This is a genomic window from Galactobacter caseinivorans (genome assembly GCF_003640665.1).
Taxonomy (GTDB): Bacteria; Actinomycetota; Actinomycetes; order Actinomycetales; family Micrococcaceae; genus Galactobacter; species Galactobacter caseinivorans.
In genome coordinates this window covers 188,280-205,037 of record NZ_QQXL01000004.1, presented here as the reverse complement: position 1 = coordinate 205,037, position 16,758 = coordinate 188,280, and the positions used below count along the sequence as shown (strand labels likewise).

17 protein-coding genes are annotated in these 16,758 nt (G+C 69.9%); 6 read left to right on the top strand and 11 right to left on the bottom strand.

Annotated elements, in window-relative coordinates; all coding sequences use genetic code 11:
* Nucleotides 1-3: 3 nt before the first annotated feature.
* The 3 genes from DWQ67_RS08225 to DWQ67_RS08215 all read left to right on the top strand — a co-directional run bounded on the left by DWQ67_RS08225 (nucleotide 4) and on the right by DWQ67_RS08215 (nucleotide 1,732).
* On the top strand, nucleotides 4-750 hold the full coding sequence (locus tag DWQ67_RS08225; RefSeq protein ID WP_121485108.1) for an alpha-ketoglutarate-dependent dioxygenase AlkB family protein: 747 nt from the start codon (nucleotides 4-6) through the stop codon (nucleotides 748-750).
* 129 nt (nucleotides 751-879) lie between these two features.
* Nucleotides 880-1,404: a GNAT family N-acetyltransferase gene (locus DWQ67_RS08220; RefSeq protein ID WP_121485107.1), complete on the top strand. Its 525-nt coding sequence runs from the start codon at nucleotides 880-882 to the stop codon at nucleotides 1,402-1,404.
* A 73-nt stretch (nucleotides 1,405-1,477) separates the two neighbouring features.
* The gene (locus DWQ67_RS08215) at nucleotides 1,478-1,732 is read left to right on the top strand and encodes a glutaredoxin family protein (protein WP_121485106.1); all 255 of its coding nucleotides are present in this window, start codon (nucleotides 1,478-1,480) and stop codon (nucleotides 1,730-1,732) included.
* Between the two features lie 169 nt (nucleotides 1,733-1,901).
* On the opposite strand, the gene DWQ67_RS08210 is transcribed toward DWQ67_RS08215, so the two are convergent.
* From DWQ67_RS08210 to DWQ67_RS08180, 7 genes are all read right to left on the bottom strand, one after another.
* The gene (locus tag DWQ67_RS08210; RefSeq protein ID WP_121485105.1) at nucleotides 1,902-2,924 is read right to left on the bottom strand and encodes a PDDEXK family nuclease; all 1,023 of its coding nucleotides are present in this window, start codon (nucleotides 2,922-2,924) and stop codon (nucleotides 1,902-1,904) included.
* 191 nt (nucleotides 2,925-3,115) lie between these two features.
* Entirely contained in the window at nucleotides 3,116-3,991 is an 876-nt protein-coding gene (locus DWQ67_RS08205) for an NmrA/HSCARG family protein (protein ID WP_121485104.1), read from the bottom strand.
* A 115-nt stretch (nucleotides 3,992-4,106) separates the two neighbouring features.
* Nucleotides 4,107-5,723 (bottom strand): dipeptide ABC transporter ATP-binding protein, encoded by a 1,617-nt coding sequence (locus tag DWQ67_RS08200; RefSeq protein WP_121485103.1) that lies wholly within the window; start codon nucleotides 5,721-5,723, stop codon nucleotides 4,107-4,109.
* Nucleotides 5,720-6,610, bottom strand: a complete 891-nt coding sequence (locus DWQ67_RS08195) for an ABC transporter permease (protein ID WP_121485102.1) — start codon at nucleotides 6,608-6,610, stop codon at nucleotides 5,720-5,722. The genes DWQ67_RS08200 and DWQ67_RS08195 overlap by 4 nt, the downstream gene beginning before the upstream one ends.
* Nucleotides 6,607-7,566 (bottom strand): ABC transporter permease, encoded by a 960-nt coding sequence (locus DWQ67_RS08190; RefSeq protein WP_121485211.1) that lies wholly within the window; start codon nucleotides 7,564-7,566, stop codon nucleotides 6,607-6,609. The genes DWQ67_RS08195 and DWQ67_RS08190 overlap by 4 nt, the downstream gene beginning before the upstream one ends.
* Before the next feature lie 113 nt (nucleotides 7,567-7,679).
* Nucleotides 7,680-9,323, bottom strand: coding sequence for an ABC transporter substrate-binding protein (locus DWQ67_RS08185; RefSeq protein WP_121485101.1), 1,644 nt, complete (start codon nucleotides 9,321-9,323; stop codon nucleotides 7,680-7,682).
* Complete coding sequence (locus DWQ67_RS08180; RefSeq protein WP_121485100.1) at nucleotides 9,320-11,026, bottom strand: amidohydrolase; 1,707 nt, start codon at nucleotides 11,024-11,026, stop codon at nucleotides 9,320-9,322. The genes DWQ67_RS08185 and DWQ67_RS08180 overlap by 4 nt, the downstream gene beginning before the upstream one ends.
* Before the next feature lie 185 nt (nucleotides 11,027-11,211).
* On the opposite strand from DWQ67_RS08180, the gene DWQ67_RS08175 reads away from it, so the two are divergent.
* A complete protein-coding gene (locus DWQ67_RS08175; protein ID WP_121485099.1) occupies nucleotides 11,212-11,931 on the top strand; it encodes a TetR/AcrR family transcriptional regulator in 720 nt (239 codons plus the stop codon).
* On the opposite strand, the gene DWQ67_RS08170 is transcribed toward DWQ67_RS08175, so the two are convergent.
* The 3 genes from DWQ67_RS08170 to DWQ67_RS08160 all read right to left on the bottom strand — a co-directional run bounded on the left by DWQ67_RS08170 (nucleotide 11,873) and on the right by DWQ67_RS08160 (nucleotide 13,930).
* Nucleotides 11,873-12,097 carry a hypothetical protein gene (locus DWQ67_RS08170; protein ID WP_121485098.1) on the bottom strand — a complete coding sequence of 75 codons (225 nt, stop codon included), beginning with the start codon at nucleotides 12,095-12,097 and terminating at the stop codon, nucleotides 11,873-11,875. The genes DWQ67_RS08175 and DWQ67_RS08170 overlap by 59 nt on opposite strands.
* Nucleotides 12,098-12,136: 39 nt before the next feature.
* Nucleotides 12,137-12,556 (bottom strand): GNAT family N-acetyltransferase, encoded by a 420-nt coding sequence (locus tag DWQ67_RS08165; protein ID WP_121485097.1) that lies wholly within the window; start codon nucleotides 12,554-12,556, stop codon nucleotides 12,137-12,139.
* A gap of 123 nt (nucleotides 12,557-12,679) precedes the next feature.
* On the bottom strand, nucleotides 12,680-13,930 hold the full coding sequence (locus DWQ67_RS08160) for an MFS transporter (RefSeq protein ID WP_158595403.1): 1,251 nt from the start codon (nucleotides 13,928-13,930) through the stop codon (nucleotides 12,680-12,682).
* Between the two features lie 31 nt (nucleotides 13,931-13,961).
* Between DWQ67_RS08160 and DWQ67_RS13620 the strand changes: the two genes are divergently transcribed.
* Nucleotides 13,962-14,723, top strand: coding sequence for a DeoR/GlpR family DNA-binding transcription regulator (locus DWQ67_RS13620; protein WP_158595402.1), 762 nt, complete (start codon nucleotides 13,962-13,964; stop codon nucleotides 14,721-14,723).
* A gap of 2 nt (nucleotides 14,724-14,725) precedes the next feature.
* Here DWQ67_RS13620 and DWQ67_RS08145 read toward each other — a convergent pair whose 3' ends face one another.
* On the bottom strand, nucleotides 14,726-15,823 hold the full coding sequence (locus tag DWQ67_RS08145; protein ID WP_121485094.1) for a DNA alkylation repair protein: 1,098 nt from the start codon (nucleotides 15,821-15,823) through the stop codon (nucleotides 14,726-14,728).
* Nucleotides 15,824-16,087: 264 nt separating this feature from the next.
* Between DWQ67_RS08145 and DWQ67_RS08140 the strand changes: the two genes are divergently transcribed.
* Entirely contained in the window at nucleotides 16,088-16,597 is a 510-nt protein-coding gene (locus DWQ67_RS08140; protein ID WP_121485210.1) for a DUF1697 domain-containing protein, read from the top strand.
* Nucleotides 16,598-16,758: the final 161 nt, after the last annotated feature.

The window sequence follows — 16,758 nt, the reverse complement described above, 5'->3', positions numbered from 1 at the left end:
AGCATGGACGCACTCTTCAGCGAGGACGCCATCCCGCGCGAGCGCCGCGAGCTGGCCCCCGGCGCCGTGTGGCTGCCCGGATTCCTTGACCTGGCCCAGCAGCGCTGGCTGGTGGAGCGCTTCCGCGAGTGGGCGGCGGGCCCCGTCCCGCCGCGCGCCGCCAGCTACGGCGAGCACCAGATGAGCGTCAAGACCGTCTGCCTTGGCTGGCATTGGCGGCCGGGCGGCTACAGCCGCGAGGCCGTGGACGTGAATGGGCACCGGGTGCTTGGCGTCCCGGACTGGATGGTACGGCTGGGCCGCCGGGCCATCTCCGCCGCGTACGGCGTTGAACCGGGCGCCGCGCCCGGAGCCGGGCCAAGCCCCTGGGTCAGCGGCGACTACACACCGGACACCGCACTGGCGAACTTCTACGACGCATCCGCCCACATGGGCATGCACCAGGACGCGGACGAACTGGCACCGGACCCCGTGGTCTCCCTCTCCCTGGGCGACTCCTGCCTCTTCAGGTTCGGCAACACCGACACCCGCGGGCGCCCCTATCAGGACATCCGATTGGCCTCCGGCGACCTCTTCGTGTTCGGCGGACCCGCCAGGCGGGCCTTCCACGGCGTGCAGAAAATCCTCCCGAGTACCGCCCCAGAGGGTTGCGGCCTGACATCCGGCCGCATCAACATCACCCTGCGCAACACCGGCCTCAGCGGCCCTGGATCCGGTGGCCCTGGAGTGAGCGGCACCGGCCCGGTGTAACGGCGCGCCCCCACCCGCCCGACGCCGCGCGCCCGGGTGAGCGGGCGTCGTCGGGCACTGTGCGCTGCACCCCGGCCGACGCCGTGTGGGCGGGTAGCCGGGCGCCGCGCGGCAGGGCAGGATGGGGAGATGCCGACCCGGATTCGTTTGCTGGACACGTCAGATGCCGAGGCGCTCGCGGCGCAGCTCTCGCAGGATCGGGCGCGGCTGCGCCCCTATGAACCCACCCGGCCAGAGTCCTGGTTCACCGTGGACGGGCAGCGCCAAGCGGCGCGCGCCAAGCTGGAGGCGTGGGAGGCCGGCACCGGCGCTCCGTTCGTGATTCTGGATGACGCCGAGGAGGTGGTGGGCGCCATGTACCTCAACGACGTGGTGCGCGGGGCCTTCCAGAATGCGCACCCCGGCTATTGGCTGGCCGGGCACGCCACGGGGCGGGGCTACGCCAGCCAGGCGCTGGGAGAGGCCGCCGGTTTCGCCTTCCACGTGCTAGGGCTGCACCGGCTGCAGGCGGCGACGTTGCTGGATAACGTGGCATCGCAGCGGGTGCTCGCCGCGTGCGGATTCACTCAGGTGGGGGTGGCGCCGGGCTATCTCCAGATCGACGGCGCGTGGCGGGATCACCGGTTGTACCAACTGCTGGCGCCCGGCGGGTGAACGGGCGGCGGACGTCCGGCGGTGGGGGCCCAGGCATCCCGCGGGCACCGGAGGGCGGGCATAGGGTGGAGGAATGACTGAATCCCAGGTGATCATGTACGGCGCCGACTGGTGCGGCGATTGCATCCGTTCCAAGCGCGTTCTGGACGAGATCGGCGTGCCGTATGCGTACGTGAATCTGGTGGAGACGCCGGAGGCAGCGGACACGGCGGAGCAGATCTCGGGCCGCAAGAACATCCCCGTGGTCGTGATGCCGGACGGCTCCCACTTGGTGGAGCCCACCGATTCCGAGCTGCGTTCCTCGCTGGAGTCCAACGGGCTGCTCTGAGCGGTGTCGGTTCGTGGCCCGCGGTAGGTGCGCGGGCCCGGGGCTGGGTGTGCGGGCGGCGTGGGCGCTGGCGCGGAAGGTTTGCGCCTCAATGTGTGCGGATGCAGGCCCAAGCGGGACTGCATCCGCACACATCGGAGCGCAAACCTTGGGCCGGCACCCCTCGCCCCTACAACCGCAGCCCGCCGAACGGCTCCCCTGGGCTCAGGCCGGCCCCCAGCAGCATCCTCCTGAACTTCGCGGGCTCCATCAGGTCCGCCCAACGCCAGCGCACCACCCGGTACCCCAACGCCCGCAGCCGGTCCTCGCGATTCTTCTCCTTCCAGACGCGATCCCCAACGCTGGCCCCCTGGCTCATCTCGGGATTGACGTACTTCTCGTAGCCATCAAACTCGCCGATCAGGTGCAGCTCCGGCCAACAGAAATCGGCGAACCCCACCAGCCCGCGCTCATCCCAGAACTCGTGTTGCAGCTGCGGCGCAGGAAAGCCGAACTGCATCATCAGGGCCCGGCTGAGTGACTCCGCGGGAGACTCCGCCCCCGGGAGCGCCAGCGCTGCGATGGTCGTGGCCCGGTGTTGCCTGATCGGGTACGGCAGCCGTTCGCACGCCTGCACAAAGCGCGGATGCGCCTCAATCCGCCCGCCGCGCGAGTGGCTTAGCTGCCTCTGGGCCGCGTCCGCCACGGCGAGCGCGCGCCCCATCGGCGCCGTGGAGAGGTGATCCGCGAGGGCCTCGTACCGCTCCACCACCCGCAACTCGCCGCGCTCCACCACCTGCGCCGCGGGCCGAGTGCGGCGGTGAATCACGGGCGGGAGCGCTAGTTCCAGTTCGCGCGAAGCGGGGCCGGACGCGGCATGGGCAAAGGTCCGTTTCCCCCGCCCGGCCCTGGCCGTCGGAGTGGCCAGGATGTCCATCGCGGCGGGCATGCCAAGGGTCGGGAGACCATCGAGCACGGCGGCTGCCTCGCCGCAAAACACGGTGCCGGGCAGGCTGCGGGCCAGCGCGTGGGCGGCGATCTTGAACCGCTGGCTGGGCGGGCAGGCAAGCCACGTACTGGTTGCGATATACATCCCCGACCTCAGCCGCAGCAGCTCGCCGCCCGCGAACCGGCGGCGCACGCGCCCCCTGGCCCCGGCGCCGCTCAGGTGTCGCAGCTCAATGATCTGGTCGTGCGGATCTGGCGAGTTCATGCACCGATCATGGCCCGACGACGCGTGGTCGCGCTGGGCGGGCGGCTCAAGTTGTGGATAACTCGCCTCGGGAGCGCACGTGGCTCCGGCGGAACAAGGTTTGCGCCCCGATGTGTGCGGATGCAGGCCCAAGCGGGACTGCATCCGCACACATCGGAGCGCAAACTTTCCGCACGGGCCCGCGCCCAGCCTCAGGGACCCTTGTACCCCGTGACCTCCAACCACTCCCGGAAGCTGAGCAGCCCCGGGTCCATGGTCCGCACCCACTCGATGTCCGCCTGATAGCCCGGGGTGTCCGCGAACCAGCGGTACATGCGCTGCATGTCGTCTTGGCCGTCCAGCGTGGAGAGCGGCAGGGGCTCAAAGCGAGCGGGGAGCCCGGCGGCGTCGCCAAACGCTGCGGCGATCTGCTCTCCGGTGACCTCGTCCCCGGCAATTTCCAGGCCGCCGTCGGGCGCTTCCGCTTGCCCCAGCAGCACGGCTGCGTCCATCTCGCCAATGTCCTGGACCGCGATCATCTGCAAGGGGGTGCCGGGTGCCAGCGGTGCCCGGAACACGAGTTCGCCGCCCTCCACCTGGGGCAGGCTCCAGCGCAGGTTCTCCATGAAGTACACGGGGCGCAGCACGGAAACTCGGCCATCGAGCGCCTCGAGATGCTCCTCAACGCGGCGCTTGGACTCAAAGTGCGGGACGCCGGAGTTGCGCTCCGCCCCACCGACGGAGTTGAAGACCAGGTGCGGCACGCGGGACTCCACGGCGGCCCTGGCCAGCAGCATTCCCTGCCGCGTCTCACCCTCGGTGTCGGCGTTCTGCATGCCGCCGGGCGGGGTGGTCATGAACCAGAATGCGTCCACGCCCTGCAGCGCGGGCACCAGCGTCTCTGGCCGGTCGGCGTCCCCCTCCACCAGCTGGACGCCGCGCGCGGCGAGCGCCTGAGCCTTGGGTGCCTCGGGGTTGCGCACCAGCGCGCGCACCGTTGCGCCGCGCCGCAGCAGCGAGTTCACGACCGCCCCGCCTTGCTGCCCTGTGGCTCCAAAGACTGCGATGGTTCCCAAATCCGTGCTCATGACGCTCCTTGCCTTGCCGGCACCGCTCCCGGCAAGGGGCGCGGCGTCCGGGCGTGTACTCCAACCCGAACACTCCCATCATGGCCTACCGGGCTCTCGTGTGGATTGAGAGGCATCACCCGGCGGCGGCCCGCCACCCCGCATCCGGTCGCGGCACGGAGTCCAGCAGCAGCTGGGTATAGGGGTGCTGTGGGTGAACCAGCAGCTCGGCGGTGCGCCCCATCTCCACGATCTCTCCGCGGCACAACACCAGCGTGTCATCACACACCCGCCGCACCACGCCAAGGTCGTGGCTGATGAAGAGGACGGTCAGCCCGCGCTCCCGACGCAGCTCGGAGACCAGCTCCAACACCTGTGCCTGCACTGACACGTCCAGCGCGCTCGTTGCCTCGTCCATCACGAGCAGTTCCGGTTGCACGGCGATGGCCCTGGCCAGCGCCACGCGTTGTCGTTGACCGCCGGAGAGGGTGCGTGGGCGGGCCTGGATTTGCTCCGGGGTGAGCCCCACGCGCTCCAGCAAGTCGCGCGCCGCGACCCGCGGGGTGCGCCCGGCGGCGTGCAGCCGCACCGCGTCCTCCACGGCCTGCAGCACGGGGATGCGCGGATCAAGGGAGAGGTAGGGATCCTGGAAAACCATCTGCACGCTGCGCGCACGTTCAAGGCGCTGCTCCCTGCCGCGCGGGGCGCCGCTCAGCTCCTTGCCGCTGACGCGGATGGTGCCAGAATCCGGCTTCTCCAGGCCCACGATCATGCGGGCCAGCGTGGACTTACCGGAGCCTGATTCCCCCACCACGCCCAACGCGGATCCGCGTGGCAGCTCAAAGCTCGCGTCCACCACGGCGCGCACGGTGCCCAGCCGGCGCACCTGGTAGCTGCGGGAGACACCCCGCACGCTGAGCGCCACGGCGGGTGCGGATTTCGTGCCGGTTTCTGTGCCCAGCGGGTCGGGAACGTCCATGAGCTGCAGCGACGGTGTAGCGGCCACCAGCCGCTGCGTGTACGCGGCGGCGGGCGCGGCAAGCACCGCGCGCATGTCCCCGCGTTCTTCCACGCGCCCCTTGTTCATGACCACCATGTCATCGCAGAGCGCGCCGGCCAGCCCCAGGTCGTGCGTGATGAAGAGCATGCCCATGCCACGCTCGTCACGCAGGGTGGAGAGCAGGCGCACAATCTCTGCCTGCGTGGTCACGTCCAGGGCGGTGGTGGGCTCGTCGCAGATCAGCAGCTGCGGGTCACCCATGAGCGCCCCGGCGATCATCACGCGCTGCAGCTGGCCTCCGGAGAGTTCGTGCGGGTATTGCGTGAAGTGCTTCTCCGGGCGGGGTAGGCGCACGGCCTCCATCATCTCCAGGGCCTTCGCCTTGGCCTCGGCGCGGGTGGCGCCCTCGCCCAGGCGCAGTGACTCGGTGAGGTGATCCCCCAGCGTGCGTACGGGGTTGATGCCCGCCCGCGGATCCTGAAAGACCATGGCCGCCGCGCGGCGTCGAACCCCGCGCAGCTCGGCCGCGTCCATGCCAAGCACGTCCTTACCCTGCACCAGAACACTCCCGCCCAGGCGGGCGCCGGTGGGGAACAGTCCAAGGGGCGTGCGGGCGGTGAGTGACTTGCCGGAGCCGGACTCTCCCACCAGGCCCACGGTGCGGCCGGGCTCCACGGTGAGGCTGACGCCGTCCAGCAGCCGTGTGCCCGTCGGAAGATCTAGGGTCAGGTCCTTGATGCTCAGCAGGCTCATGCGCCCCGCCCTCCTCCGATGCGCTCGGCGAAGTCCTCGCCAAGGATGTTGACCGCCACGACGACCAGCACCACCGCAACCGCGGGGACCAGTGCCGGCAAGTAATGCGCGCTGAGTAGGCCCACTTGGGCCTCGTTGAGCATGGCGCCCCAATCGGCCTGGGGCGCCTGCACGCCGAGCCCAAGGAAGGACAGGCCGGCCAGCTCCGCCAGCACGTAGCCAAAGTTCAGGGTGGATTGAGCACCCACCACGGGCATCACGTTGGGCAGCACGCGCCTGGTCGCGATCCACCCGCCTCCAAAGCCCTGCACGCGGTACGCGGACACGTACGAGCGTTGCTTCTCCGCCAGCACCAGTTGCCTGGTCAGCCGCGCCACGATGGGCGCGTAGGCGATGGACATGGCGATGATGGGCGCCACCAGCCCCTTGCCAAAGAGCGCCACCGCGAGGATTGCCAGCAGCAGAGCGGGGAAGGCGAAGAGCAGGTCCATGAGCCGGGCCAGGACCGAGTCCACCCAGCCTCCACGCCAGGCGGCGATCAGCCCAAGCGCCAGGCCAAGCACGGTGGATCCACACACCACCAGGAGTGGGCCAAGCAGCGCGGTACGCGCGCCGTGCATCATCCGCGAGAGCAGGTCACGCCCCAGCGAATCGGTGCCGAGCCAGTGCTGCGCGGAGGGCGAGGAATACCTGGCGATCAGGTCAATTTCGTTGGGATCGTAGGGCGCCAGCCATGGCGCAAACACCGCGGCAATCACGGCAACCACCAGCACGACGCCGCTGATCACCACCATCACGCGGCCTCGCAGCAGGCGCGGGGTGCGGAGGCGCGGCTGCACGGACGGGGCGGGTGTGGCGGGCTTGGAGGCGGGCTTGGCGAGCGTCATCGGGCACCTGCTCCTGCAGCTAGACGGGGGTCAATCAGGGGTTGGATCAGGTCCACGATTGCGTTCAGGACCACAAAGACCGTCACCACCAGCAGCACCAGGGCCTGAACCACCGGGAAGTCCAGGCGATCCACTGACTGCACCAGCAAGGACCCCACCCCGGAAAGGCCAAAGGCGGACTCGACGATGGAGCTGGAGACCAGCAGCCCCGCCACGAGCATCCCCGAGACGGTGAGGATGGGTCCCAGGGCGTTGCGGAAGACGTGCCGGCGCACCACGCTGGCGCGCTTCAGCCCGCGTGAGGTGGCGACCTCCACGTGTTCACGGTCCAGTTGTTCCACCATGGAGGAGCGCGTGACCTTGCCGATGAGCACCACGTACACCAGTGCCAGGGCTGCGGAGGGCAGCACCAGATGGCGCAAGGTGTCCGCGAATCCCTCGCCGGAACCAAAGGACGGGAACCATCCCAGCTGCACGGCAAAGAGCGCGATGAAGGCGATGGCCGCCACGAAGGAGGGAATGGCACCGAAGGCGGTGAGAGTGACCACCACGGTCCGGTCCACCCAGGTGCCGCGCTTGAGCGCGGCCAGGATGCCTGCAGCCAGGCCAAACACGGTGATGAGCAGCCCGGCCATGATGACCAGGCCAAGCGTCACGGGGAGCCGGTCAAGCAGCACCTCGGAGACGTCCTGGCGGTACTGCATGGAACGGCCAAAGTCTCCGGTCAGCATGCCTCCCATCCAGTGCAGGTACTGCTGCCACGGCGGCAGATTCAGCCCGTACTGCTCCGTCACCAGCGCCACCGCTTCCGGGCTGGGCTTGCGGCCCCGCAGCAGAAAGGCCAGCGGGTCTCCCGGCACCAAGAAGCGGGAAAAGAAGACCAGCAAGGACGCCAGGAAGAGAGTCAGCGCCAGCCCCGCGAGCTTCCCCAGGACGGCGCGGGCCACGGACGCCATCGCACCCGAGTTCCGTGGGGGCGCCGTGGTGGCGCCGGTGGTGGCGCCGGTGGTGGCGCCGGTGGTGGGCTTGGGCGCGGTGGGCATGAGCGCGCCTCCCTTTCGCGAGCTCATCAGCGGGCCCCAAGCGTTGCGGCCCAGGGGTAGTACATGAAGTTGACGGACGGGGAGAGCCCCGTGATCCGGTCGGAGAGGTAGACCATGACCGGGGGCGCAAAGAGCGGGATCCAGGGCAGCTGGTCGTTCACGATCCGCTGCGCCTGCGCGGCCTTCTGAGCGCGCTGCTTGGGGTCCATGATCTGCACACCCTGATTCACGATCTTGGTGAACTCGGGGTGATCCCAGTTCCCGTAATTGCTGAACTCCCCGGCGCGCAGCACCGCAAACATCTCCATGGGGTCCCGTGCTGAGAGGTACCACTGGGTGTAAAACAGGTCCACATCCTTGCGGGCGCTGGGATCGGAGAAGAGCGCGGTGTAGGCGTTGGGGGTGACTGTGTTGATCTTGGGTTTGAGCCCTATCTCCGTCAGGGCCGCGGCCGTGGCTTGGGAGCTGACCGTGAAGTCGTTGGAAATGGGGGCGGTGGCGATGGTGATTTCCTTGCCTTGTGCCCCGGCCTCCTTCACCAGGGCCTTGGCCTTCTCCAGGTCTCGCTGGTAGGGCTCCACAGAGGCGAAGGCGCCCTCCACCGTGGCCGGGTCAAGCCCGCCCCACGCCGTCCTGGTGGTCATGGTGTTGCTGACCTCGCCGTACCCCCCGGCGCCTGCTTTGAGGATCCCCTCGCGATCAAGGGCCAGGGCAAGGGCCTTGCGCACGCGCACGTCCCCGAGCGGGCCCTTGAGATTGTTCACCACGAGCGCGGACACGGTGGAGTTGGTGCCAAAGTAGACGTCCCCCTGGGTTCCCGCCCGCAGGATCGGCACCGCCTCAGCGGGGACCTGCCACGCGCCGTCCACCTCTCCGGATTTCAGCGCGTTGATGCGCGCGTTCGCGTCCGTGATGAACACAAAGTCCATGGCCGCCGCGCGGGCGCGCAGACTGGGGTCCCAGTAGCCCTCGTAGCGCTTGAGGTGAATGGATTCCCCGGAGGTCCACTTGTCCATGGTGAAGGGGCCTGTGCAGTTCACGCCGCCGGTGGAGTTGCCGTAGTCCTTGCCCTTGTCCTTCAGGGTCTTGGCGGATTCGATCACGCCGGCGGAGTTGCCCATGCTCTGGTTGAACTGGCTGTCCGGGATCTTGGTGGTCACGGTGACCTCCATGGGCCCGGTCTTCTTGATGTCCGTGACATTGGCATAGACGGAGTACCAGAAGGACCCAACGGCGGGATCTACATGGCGCTTCAGGGACGCCACCACGTCGTTGGCCGTCAACGCCGTGCCGTCGTGGAAGGTGACACCCTCCCGGATGCGGTACACCCAGGTGGTGGGCGTGGGGTTGGCGTACGACTCCGCGAGGCCGGGTTCCAGCGACATATCCGGCTTCATGCGCAGCAGCGATTCGCACACATTCGCGAGCACCTGGTTATCCGGGTAGTCAAAGGCGTAGGCGTAGTCCAGGCTGTACGGCTCCGAGTGCACGGCCCAGCTGAAGGAGTCGATGTCACCGGCGGGCGCCGGGGTGGTGGTGCTGATCTCCCAGTCGGAGATGGCGCCAGCGGGCGCCCCGCAGGAGCTGAGTGCCAGGGCGGCGGCGCCAAGCCCGGCCACCGCGGCGGTGAGGGTCCAGCGGGACCCTGCCACGCGGCGTCGGGCCCTCATGCCCCCGCTCCTGGGGTGATCGCATCCGCTGCCTGCGATGCAAGGGCCTTCGATTCAAAGACCGGGGCGCCCTGGATCCAGGTGGAGTTCACGCGGACCGTGTGCAGATCCGGCGCGTCCAGCGCAAAGGGATTGGGGTCAAGGATCACCAGGTCCGCCAGGAATCCCGGGGCAAGGGAGCCCGTGTCCTGATCGCGGTGATTCACGCGGGCGGAACCGGAGGTGTAGGCGGCCAGGAAGGTCGCCACGTCCAGGGCCTGCTCCGGGCCGGCCAGGGGAGGCAACTCGGACCCCGGGTAGCGCCGGTTCACGGCGATGTGCAGGGCCTCGAGGGGGTCCGGAGAGGACACCGGCCAGTCGCTGCCGGCCGCCAGGCGGGCGCCGGCGCGCACCAGATCGCCAAAGGGATAGTGGCGCTCCTCCGCGCCCTGGCGCAGGAACGGCAGGGTCAGCTCATCCAACTGCTCCTCGTGGGTGGCCCACAGGGCCTGGAGGTTGGCGGTGGCGTCCAGCTGCGCAAAGCGCGCCACCTCCTCCTCATCCACCATCTGCAGGTGGGCCAGGTGGTGGCGGTTGGCGCTGGGCCCGTTGGCCGCGCGGGCCGCCTCCAGGGCGTCCAGCGCCTCCCTCACAGCGCGATCCCCCAGGGCGTGGAAGTGCACCTGGAAGCCCTCGGCATCCAGCGCCGTCACGGCGTCCTTGAGGAGCTGGCGGTCAACAAAGGAGAGGCCGGAGTTCTGTGTGCTGTGCCCGGAGTGGTCGTGGTACGGGTGCAGCATGGCGGCCGTGAAGTTCTCCGCCACGCCGTCCACCATGATCTTGACGGTGCCCGGCACGTAGGCGGGGCCGCTGCCCTGGCTCTGCGCGGCCGCACGGCGCGCCACCATCTCTGGGATCTGCTCCAGCCCGCGGTCTCGTTCCCACCACTGCGCCCCGCGCACATGAACCTTCAGCAGCCCCTCTGCCGCCGCGCGCCGGTAGACGGCGTCGATGTCCTGGATGCCCGCCATGCCGCTGCCCACCCATGCGTCCTGCCAGCCGGTGATACCCAGGGCCAGCATGTCCTCTTGCGCCGCAAGCAGGCCCTGCAGCGCCTGGTCCTCGCTGATGTGCGGGCGAAGGTGGGCAAAGAGGTGCTCGGCGCCCTCATGGAAGGTGCCCTGCGGGAAGCCGTCCGGCTCGCGCTCCAGGCGGCCATCCGCAGGGTCCGGCGTGCTGGCGTCCAGCCCGGCCAGCGCGATGGCCGCGGTGTTGGCCCACGCGCTGTGGTGATCGCGGCTGGCCAGGACGGTGGGGCGCTCGCCCGTGACCGCGTCCAGTTCGTGGCGGGACGGCGCGCCGCCGGGGAAGTGATCCATGGACCAGCCGGCGCCCACGATCCACTCCGCGTCCGGGTGCTCCGCGGCGTAACGGGCCACGCGTGCCACGGCGTCCGCCGCGTCCGTTGCCTCCGTCAGATCGCACTGCAGCGACTCCAGCCCGCCACCCATGGGGTGCAGGTGCGCGTCCTGGAAGGACGGGGAGAGCAGGGCACCTTCCAGCTCGACGACGCGGGTGCCGGCCCCGCGGTGAGCGTCGGCTTGCGCCTCGGGGACCAGGGCAACGATGGCCCCATCGCGGACCAGGACCGCCAGGCCGTGCTGGGGCTGGCCCGTGCCGGTGAAGACCGGACCACCGGTGAAGATGACGTCTGCGTGGGACATGGCTGGCTCAATCCTGTGGTGCGTTTGTGTCGGCGTAGTTGATGACGTTAATGTGAGCCACACCACCATGTCAACAGCGTTGACCACAACGATGACCAACGTGTTGTCCACGCTGACGGCCCCACCAGCCCCTTCGGCGTCGGAACCCGTGGGAGCATGGGCCTCAGGTAAAACGAAGGGGAGGCATGAGCGCCACAGCAGCGGGAAGAAAGTCCGGCCGCAATCGACTGGATCGCGAGACCATCATCGAGGCGTGCCTCGAGCTCACCGCCCGTCCGGGCGTGAAGACGCTCTCAGTGCGGGAGCTTGGCCAGCTCCTTGGCGCGGACCCCACCGCCATCTACCGGCACTTTCGCAACAAGGACGAGGTGGTTCTCGCGGCGCTGGATCACCTCAACGCGGAGGGGGTGCGCGGCGTCAGCTCGCCGCCGGAGGCGTGGCAGGAGACGCTGCGCCAGCTCGCGAACGCCTCGCTGCGCCTGTTCACCGCGCACCCCGCCATCGGCATGGAGTCCATCAGCGCCACCACGCACGGGCCCGGCGAGCGTGCAGCGGTGGAGATGATCCTGGACGCGTTCACGCGCGCCGGGCTATCCGAGGATGAGGTGGTGAAGCACTACGCGCTCTTTGCCCAACACATGATGGCCTCCGCCTCCGGGATGGCTCGCTCGGCTGCGGATCGCGGCGAGGTGGGCGCCAGCGGGGCGTGGTTCGACTCGACTCCCACCGCGGATCCCGGCTCCCACCCGCTCTTGGCACGCATGGCAAACAAACTCGGGGACCTTCAGGACGCCGATCTGCTGGCGCTGGGCATAGACGTCATCATCGCCTCCGCCGAGCGCACCGCTACTCGGAGCGCGCGTCCCGGGCCCTTGCCGCGGAGCGCCGCCACAGCCACACCGTGATCGCTGCCAGGATGACCGGGGGCACAAAGGTCAGGACGACTTCAAAAGCGGACGACGGCGGGCGGCCGGCTCCCAGCAGCGTGGCCACAGAACCCACCAGGCCAAGCGCCGTGATGAGGGCAAAGATCTGCCACAGCGGAACACGGGGAATCTCGGGGCGGGCCATGCCCTTCAGATTACCGGAGCGGAATGGGCCCGCATCGCATCAGAGGTAGCGAACAAAGGCTCTGCCCGGGGAACTGAGATCGTGCACCTCGGTGAGCCCGTTGGCCTCATAAAAGGCTCGGTGGCCCGGCTCGGCGTCCGTGAAGAGCACCAGCTGGCGAATGCCCTGGCTGGCCTCGTGCACCGCGTCCATGAGCAGGGATCCCACGCCGCTGCGGTGCTGCCCCGGGGCCACCAGGATGTCCTGCACCAAGGTGACAGCGGCGCCGTCGGACAGAATGCGGGCCAAGCCCACCAAGGCGCCCGCCTCATCGCGGGCGCAAAAGACGGCGGTGGAGCCCTCCAGCGCGGCCTGGATCAACTGCGGATCGCGGGTGTACGCGGTCCATCCGACCGATTCGTAGAGGGACAGTGCCTCTTCCAAGAGCGGGATCCGACCGCTCGTGACGCTGACGCTCATGCCTGCCTCCCCGGCGCGGTGCGTGGCCGCCCCCGGGGTGGATGGCGACTCTGCCGTGCAGCCTTCACCGTACTGGGTTCTCGCGACGTTCGCGCGGCCCGAACGCTCGCCTGGCCAGCCCGCTCAACCGACCCGAACGCCGTCGCGCACTCGCAGCGCAGTCACGGCCGCCAACGCCACCATCCCGCCGATCACCGGGACCCACAGCGCGTTGCGCAGCCCCTCGCCCTGGGCCACGGCGCCCAGCAGCGGCGAGGTGACCAGGAAGCCAAGGCGCATCAGCCAACTCACCAGGGACAGACCGGTACCCGGTTTCAGCCCCGGCACCTCGTTCGCCGCGGCGAGGGCGGCGGGCACCAGCGTCGCGGAGCCGTAGCCCATGAGCGCAAAGCCCAGCAGCACGCCCACGCCACCGCCCACCACCAGGGCCACGGCCGCGCCGATCGCCACCAGCGCGGCGCCCACCATGGCCACGTTCAAGCGGCCAAAGCGGTCGGAGAGCGGGTCTCCCAGGAGCCGGCCCACAAACTGGGCGCCGAAGCCCACCACGTACACCACTCCGGCCGCCGCGCCCAGGCCCGCCACCCCCACGCCGATCAGGGTGGACCAGTTGTTGACCACGTCCTCCGAAGCGCTGCCCATGCTGCCGATCACCACGAGCGCGCCCAGCAGCAGCCAGGTGCGCCACGAGGGCCGCACCGCGCGCGGGGGCCCCTTGGCCGCCGTCGGGTCGGTGCTCGACGGCGCGTGGTTGCCTCCCGGTGCCGGTTCAGTTGGCGTGGGGTCCACCTCCACCTCCACCCCGCGGACCGCCCAGACGCCGCCGATCCAGGCCACCAGCACCACGAGCACTCCGGTCACGCCCAGCTGAACCGAGAGCGGAACGCCCAGACCAGCGGCCAGGGCGGCCAGCGCGCCGCCGGTCACCGCGCCCGCGCTCCAGAGGGCGTGCAGGGAGTTGATGATCGTGGTGCCGCGCACCGCTTGGACGCGCAGGCCCTGCAGATTCTGGGCCACATCCACCACCGCGTCCGTGGCGCCTGCCACCGCGTACGCCGCCACGAAGATCAGCGGGTGCGGGGCAACTCCGGCCAGGAAGAGGGCTGCGGCCAGCAGGGCGGTGCCGCCGATCAGGATGGGGAGGCGGCCCAGCCTGCGCACCAGCACCCCGGCCAGGGCGGCCGCCAGGATGGCGCCGGCCGGGAAGGAGACCACGGCCAGGCCGTACTCGGCGTCGCTGAGCCCAAAGCGTTCCTTGAGCTCCGGCAGGCGCGGCAGCAGGGAGGCCAGGACCAGGCCGTTGGTGAGGAACTGCAGGGAGATCCCCAGCCGGGCGCGCCCCACATTGCCCTGCGGGCGCTTGGAGGTGTTCACAAGCAGTGACCGTATGGGCTTGAATGATCGGGTGCAACGATCACATCGCCTCTCCATGATCGTTCGGGCGATCAATTCCAGTCGCAGCCTGAGCGTGGAGGCCCTGAGCCAGCTCACCGGCGCCTCCCCCGTGACGATCCGTCGGGACCTGGTGGAGCTGGTCAGAGCAGGCCACGTGCGCCGCACCCACGGTGGCGCCGAGGCCCTGCCCCAACGCGGCGTGGCTGGCGCACCGTTCCGCCAGCGCTACGAGGCCAAGCGGGAGGTCAACGAGCGGCTGGGCGCCGCGGTCGCCGCGCTGCTGAGCGACGGCGACTCAGTGGTCCTGGACTCCGGCACCACGTGCTTCACCGTCGCCACGTTGCTGGCCGGTCGCGACCTCACCGTCATCCCGCTGTCCCTGCACGCCGCCGCCGTCTTAGCGGAGGGCACGTTGCCGCGCGTGGTGTTGCCCGGCGGGCCGGTGGAACCGGATTCTCAAGCCATGAGTGGGGCGGCGGCGGTCCAGGCGTTGGAGTCCATCAGCGCGGATGTGGTGGTCCTTGGCCCGTGCGCTGCGTCGGCCGCGCACGGGCTCACCGCCACCACCGCGCAGGAGTCCGCGGTGAAGGCGGCGGCCACGCGCGCCGCGGCCCGGCGCATCGTGGTGGCCCCGGCCTCCAAGCTGCTCTCCACGGCGACCTTCCGCTTCGCCACGCTTTCTCAGGTGGATCACCTGGTCACCACGCGGGACGCGCCGGGCACCCTGTTAGAGGAGTTCGCCGCGGAGGGCGCTCAGGTGCATCTGGTGTGAGGTCACCGCGGGGGTAGCACCTCAAAGCCCGTCGGCCCAAAGCTTTCCCCGTTCACCAGCACCTCAAAGCCATGGGTTCCCGGGTAGTAGCGCCGGGTGGAGATGGGTTTAAACGAGTACCGCTTGCTCAGCTCCAGGCTCTGCCCCGGCTCCAGCGTGGGGGTGGCCCACTTGAAGACCTTGCGCCGCTGCTCGCCACGGGATCCGGGCAACAGCAGCGCAAAGTCGATCGCCAGCCGGGCGCTCGCCCGGCCCGTATTGCGCACGGTGGCACCCAGGGTGACCGCGCCGCCAAAAGGCACCACTGCGGCGTCGAGCACCGGGCCCGTCACCTGCACCGGAACGCGCTCGAAACCCAGCAGGGCCAACGCGCCAGGGTCCCCGCGCTTCACCAGCGTGCGCAGGGAATGCTTCACGACCCACGCGTGGTGCGCGCCGCCCTCCCCGGCCCAGCGGGCCGCGGTCTGCAGCACCCACGCGCCGTGCTCGCGGCTGTGATCGTTGAGGTGATTGGCCACGGAGCGGCGCACAAAGTCCTCGGGATCATCGCGCAACGCGTCCAGGATGGGCAGGGTCAGGAGCGGGTCCCGCACCAGCGCGGGAATGCGCTGCCCCCACGGCAGGTACGGCCGGGCGCCCTCGCTCGCCAGGCGCCGCACGTGGAAGTTCTCATGGGTGGTCCACTCCCGCATGATCGCCAGGGCGCGCGAATGATCCGCGGCCAGCAGGGGCCGGATGGAAAACTCCGAGGTATTGCGCGGGGTCAGCAGCCCCAGGACGTCCATGGCGTCGTCGAAGTTCCGCCCTCGGCCGGCCGCCAGCGCGGCCTGCGCCGCCACCAGGCCGGCGGGCCAGATCAGCCAGCCGGCAAAGTCGGGATCCGCGGCCGCGGCGCGGACCGCCGCGATCGCGGGCGCCCCGGGCGGGAGGTCCGCGAGGGCGGCGCGGGCCAGCTCCTTGGCGCGGGCGGCCAGCGCCTGCCCCTCCAACTGCTCGACGGCGCGGGCGAGCGTCGGCAGCGGCGTCCCGCTGGCCTGCGCGAGGCCTCGGTGCAAGGCGGCCGCTTGCTCTCTTCCGAGCAGTTCATCTGCGGTGGGCACGGGCACGCTCCTGGGCATGGGGGCGGCGCGGCGGGTGCGGCGCCTCTCGAACTAGGGTGCCACGCCACCCCGACTCAAGCGGGCTTATCGACGAGAAGCGGGCGTGAAGGACGCTTCTCGTCGATAGGCCCGCTTGGACCGGCCCGACGACGGGTGCCCGGGGCGAGGGACAGGCCCGGGGCGGTGGCGAGGGACAGGCCCGGGGCCGGGAGAATCGCCCGTCAGGAACCCACACTGTCGGGGGTGCTCCGTAGTCTCGTCCACATGAGCGAATGGGTAGCCCTGCTGCGCGGGGTCAATGTGGGCGGGGTGACGGTGCGCAGCGCCGACTTGAAGGAGCTGTTCCAGTCCCTGGGCTTTGAGGGGGTGCGCACGGTGCTGGCCACGGGCAACGTCCTGTTCAGCGCCGCCGGCACCCCCGCCGCACTGAAGGCGCAGATCGAGACGGAGCTGGGCGCGCGCTTTGGCTATGACGCGTGGATTGTCTTGGAACCGCGGCAGCGCCTGGCACGCATCGTCTCCGCGTACCCCTTTGACGAGGACGTGGAGCACCACGCCTATGTGGTCTTCGGTTCCAACCAGAAGGTGCTCCACGCCCTGGGCGTCGCGGCGCTGGAGGCGCAAGAGCCCGTTTCCGGGGGCGAGGAAGTGCTCTATTGGGCCTGCCCCAAGGGCAGCAGCACGGACACTGCCTTTGCGAAGATGAGTGCCCAGCCCAAGTACAAACCGTTCATCACCACGCGCAACCTCAACACGGTCCGCAAGCTGCTCTAGCTGGCCCCCCACCGGCCGGGCCCGCGTCACGGGCGGTCATCAGCGCTTCATGGGGTAAATCAACAGGCAAGTCCCAGCAAAGACTGCCCCGGCAGGGCCCCCGATCGGCGCATCCCACCACCCGTCCGGACGCGCACACTCGCACGCCCTCACAGCAACGG

Excerpts from the sequence above, each read along its gene's own strand:
- DWQ67_RS08225 (WP_121485108.1), top strand. The coding sequence starts at position 4 with ATGGACGCACTCTTCAGCGAGGACGCCATCCCGCGCGAGCGCCGCGAG.
- DWQ67_RS08220 (WP_121485107.1), top strand. The coding sequence starts at position 880 with ATGCCGACCCGGATTCGTTTGCTGGACACGTCAGATGCCGAGGCGCTC.
- DWQ67_RS08215 (WP_121485106.1), top strand. The coding sequence starts at position 1,478 with ATGACTGAATCCCAGGTGATCATGTACGGCGCCGACTGGTGCGGCGAT.
- DWQ67_RS08210 (WP_121485105.1), bottom strand. The coding sequence starts at position 2,924 with ATGAACTCGCCAGATCCGCACGACCAGATCATTGAGCTGCGACACCTG.
- DWQ67_RS08205 (WP_121485104.1), bottom strand. The coding sequence starts at position 3,991 with ATGAGCACGGATTTGGGAACCATCGCAGTCTTTGGAGCCACAGGGCAG.
- DWQ67_RS08200 (WP_121485103.1), bottom strand. The coding sequence starts at position 5,723 with ATGAGCCTGCTGAGCATCAAGGACCTGACCCTAGATCTTCCGACGGGC.
- DWQ67_RS08195 (WP_121485102.1), bottom strand. The coding sequence starts at position 6,610 with ATGACGCTCGCCAAGCCCGCCTCCAAGCCCGCCACACCCGCCCCGTCC.
- DWQ67_RS08190 (WP_121485211.1), bottom strand. The coding sequence starts at position 7,566 with ATGGCGTCCGTGGCCCGCGCCGTCCTGGGGAAGCTCGCGGGGCTGGCG.
- DWQ67_RS08185 (WP_121485101.1), bottom strand. The coding sequence starts at position 9,323 with ATGAGGGCCCGACGCCGCGTGGCAGGGTCCCGCTGGACCCTCACCGCC.
- DWQ67_RS08180 (WP_121485100.1), bottom strand. The coding sequence starts at position 11,026 with ATGTCCCACGCAGACGTCATCTTCACCGGTGGTCCGGTCTTCACCGGC.
- DWQ67_RS08175 (WP_121485099.1), top strand. The coding sequence starts at position 11,212 with ATGAGCGCCACAGCAGCGGGAAGAAAGTCCGGCCGCAATCGACTGGAT.
- DWQ67_RS08170 (WP_121485098.1), bottom strand. The coding sequence starts at position 12,097 with ATGGCCCGCCCCGAGATTCCCCGTGTTCCGCTGTGGCAGATCTTTGCC.
- DWQ67_RS08165 (WP_121485097.1), bottom strand. The coding sequence starts at position 12,556 with ATGAGCGTCAGCGTCACGAGCGGTCGGATCCCGCTCTTGGAAGAGGCA.
- DWQ67_RS08140 (WP_121485210.1), top strand. The coding sequence starts at position 16,088 with ATGAGCGAATGGGTAGCCCTGCTGCGCGGGGTCAATGTGGGCGGGGTG.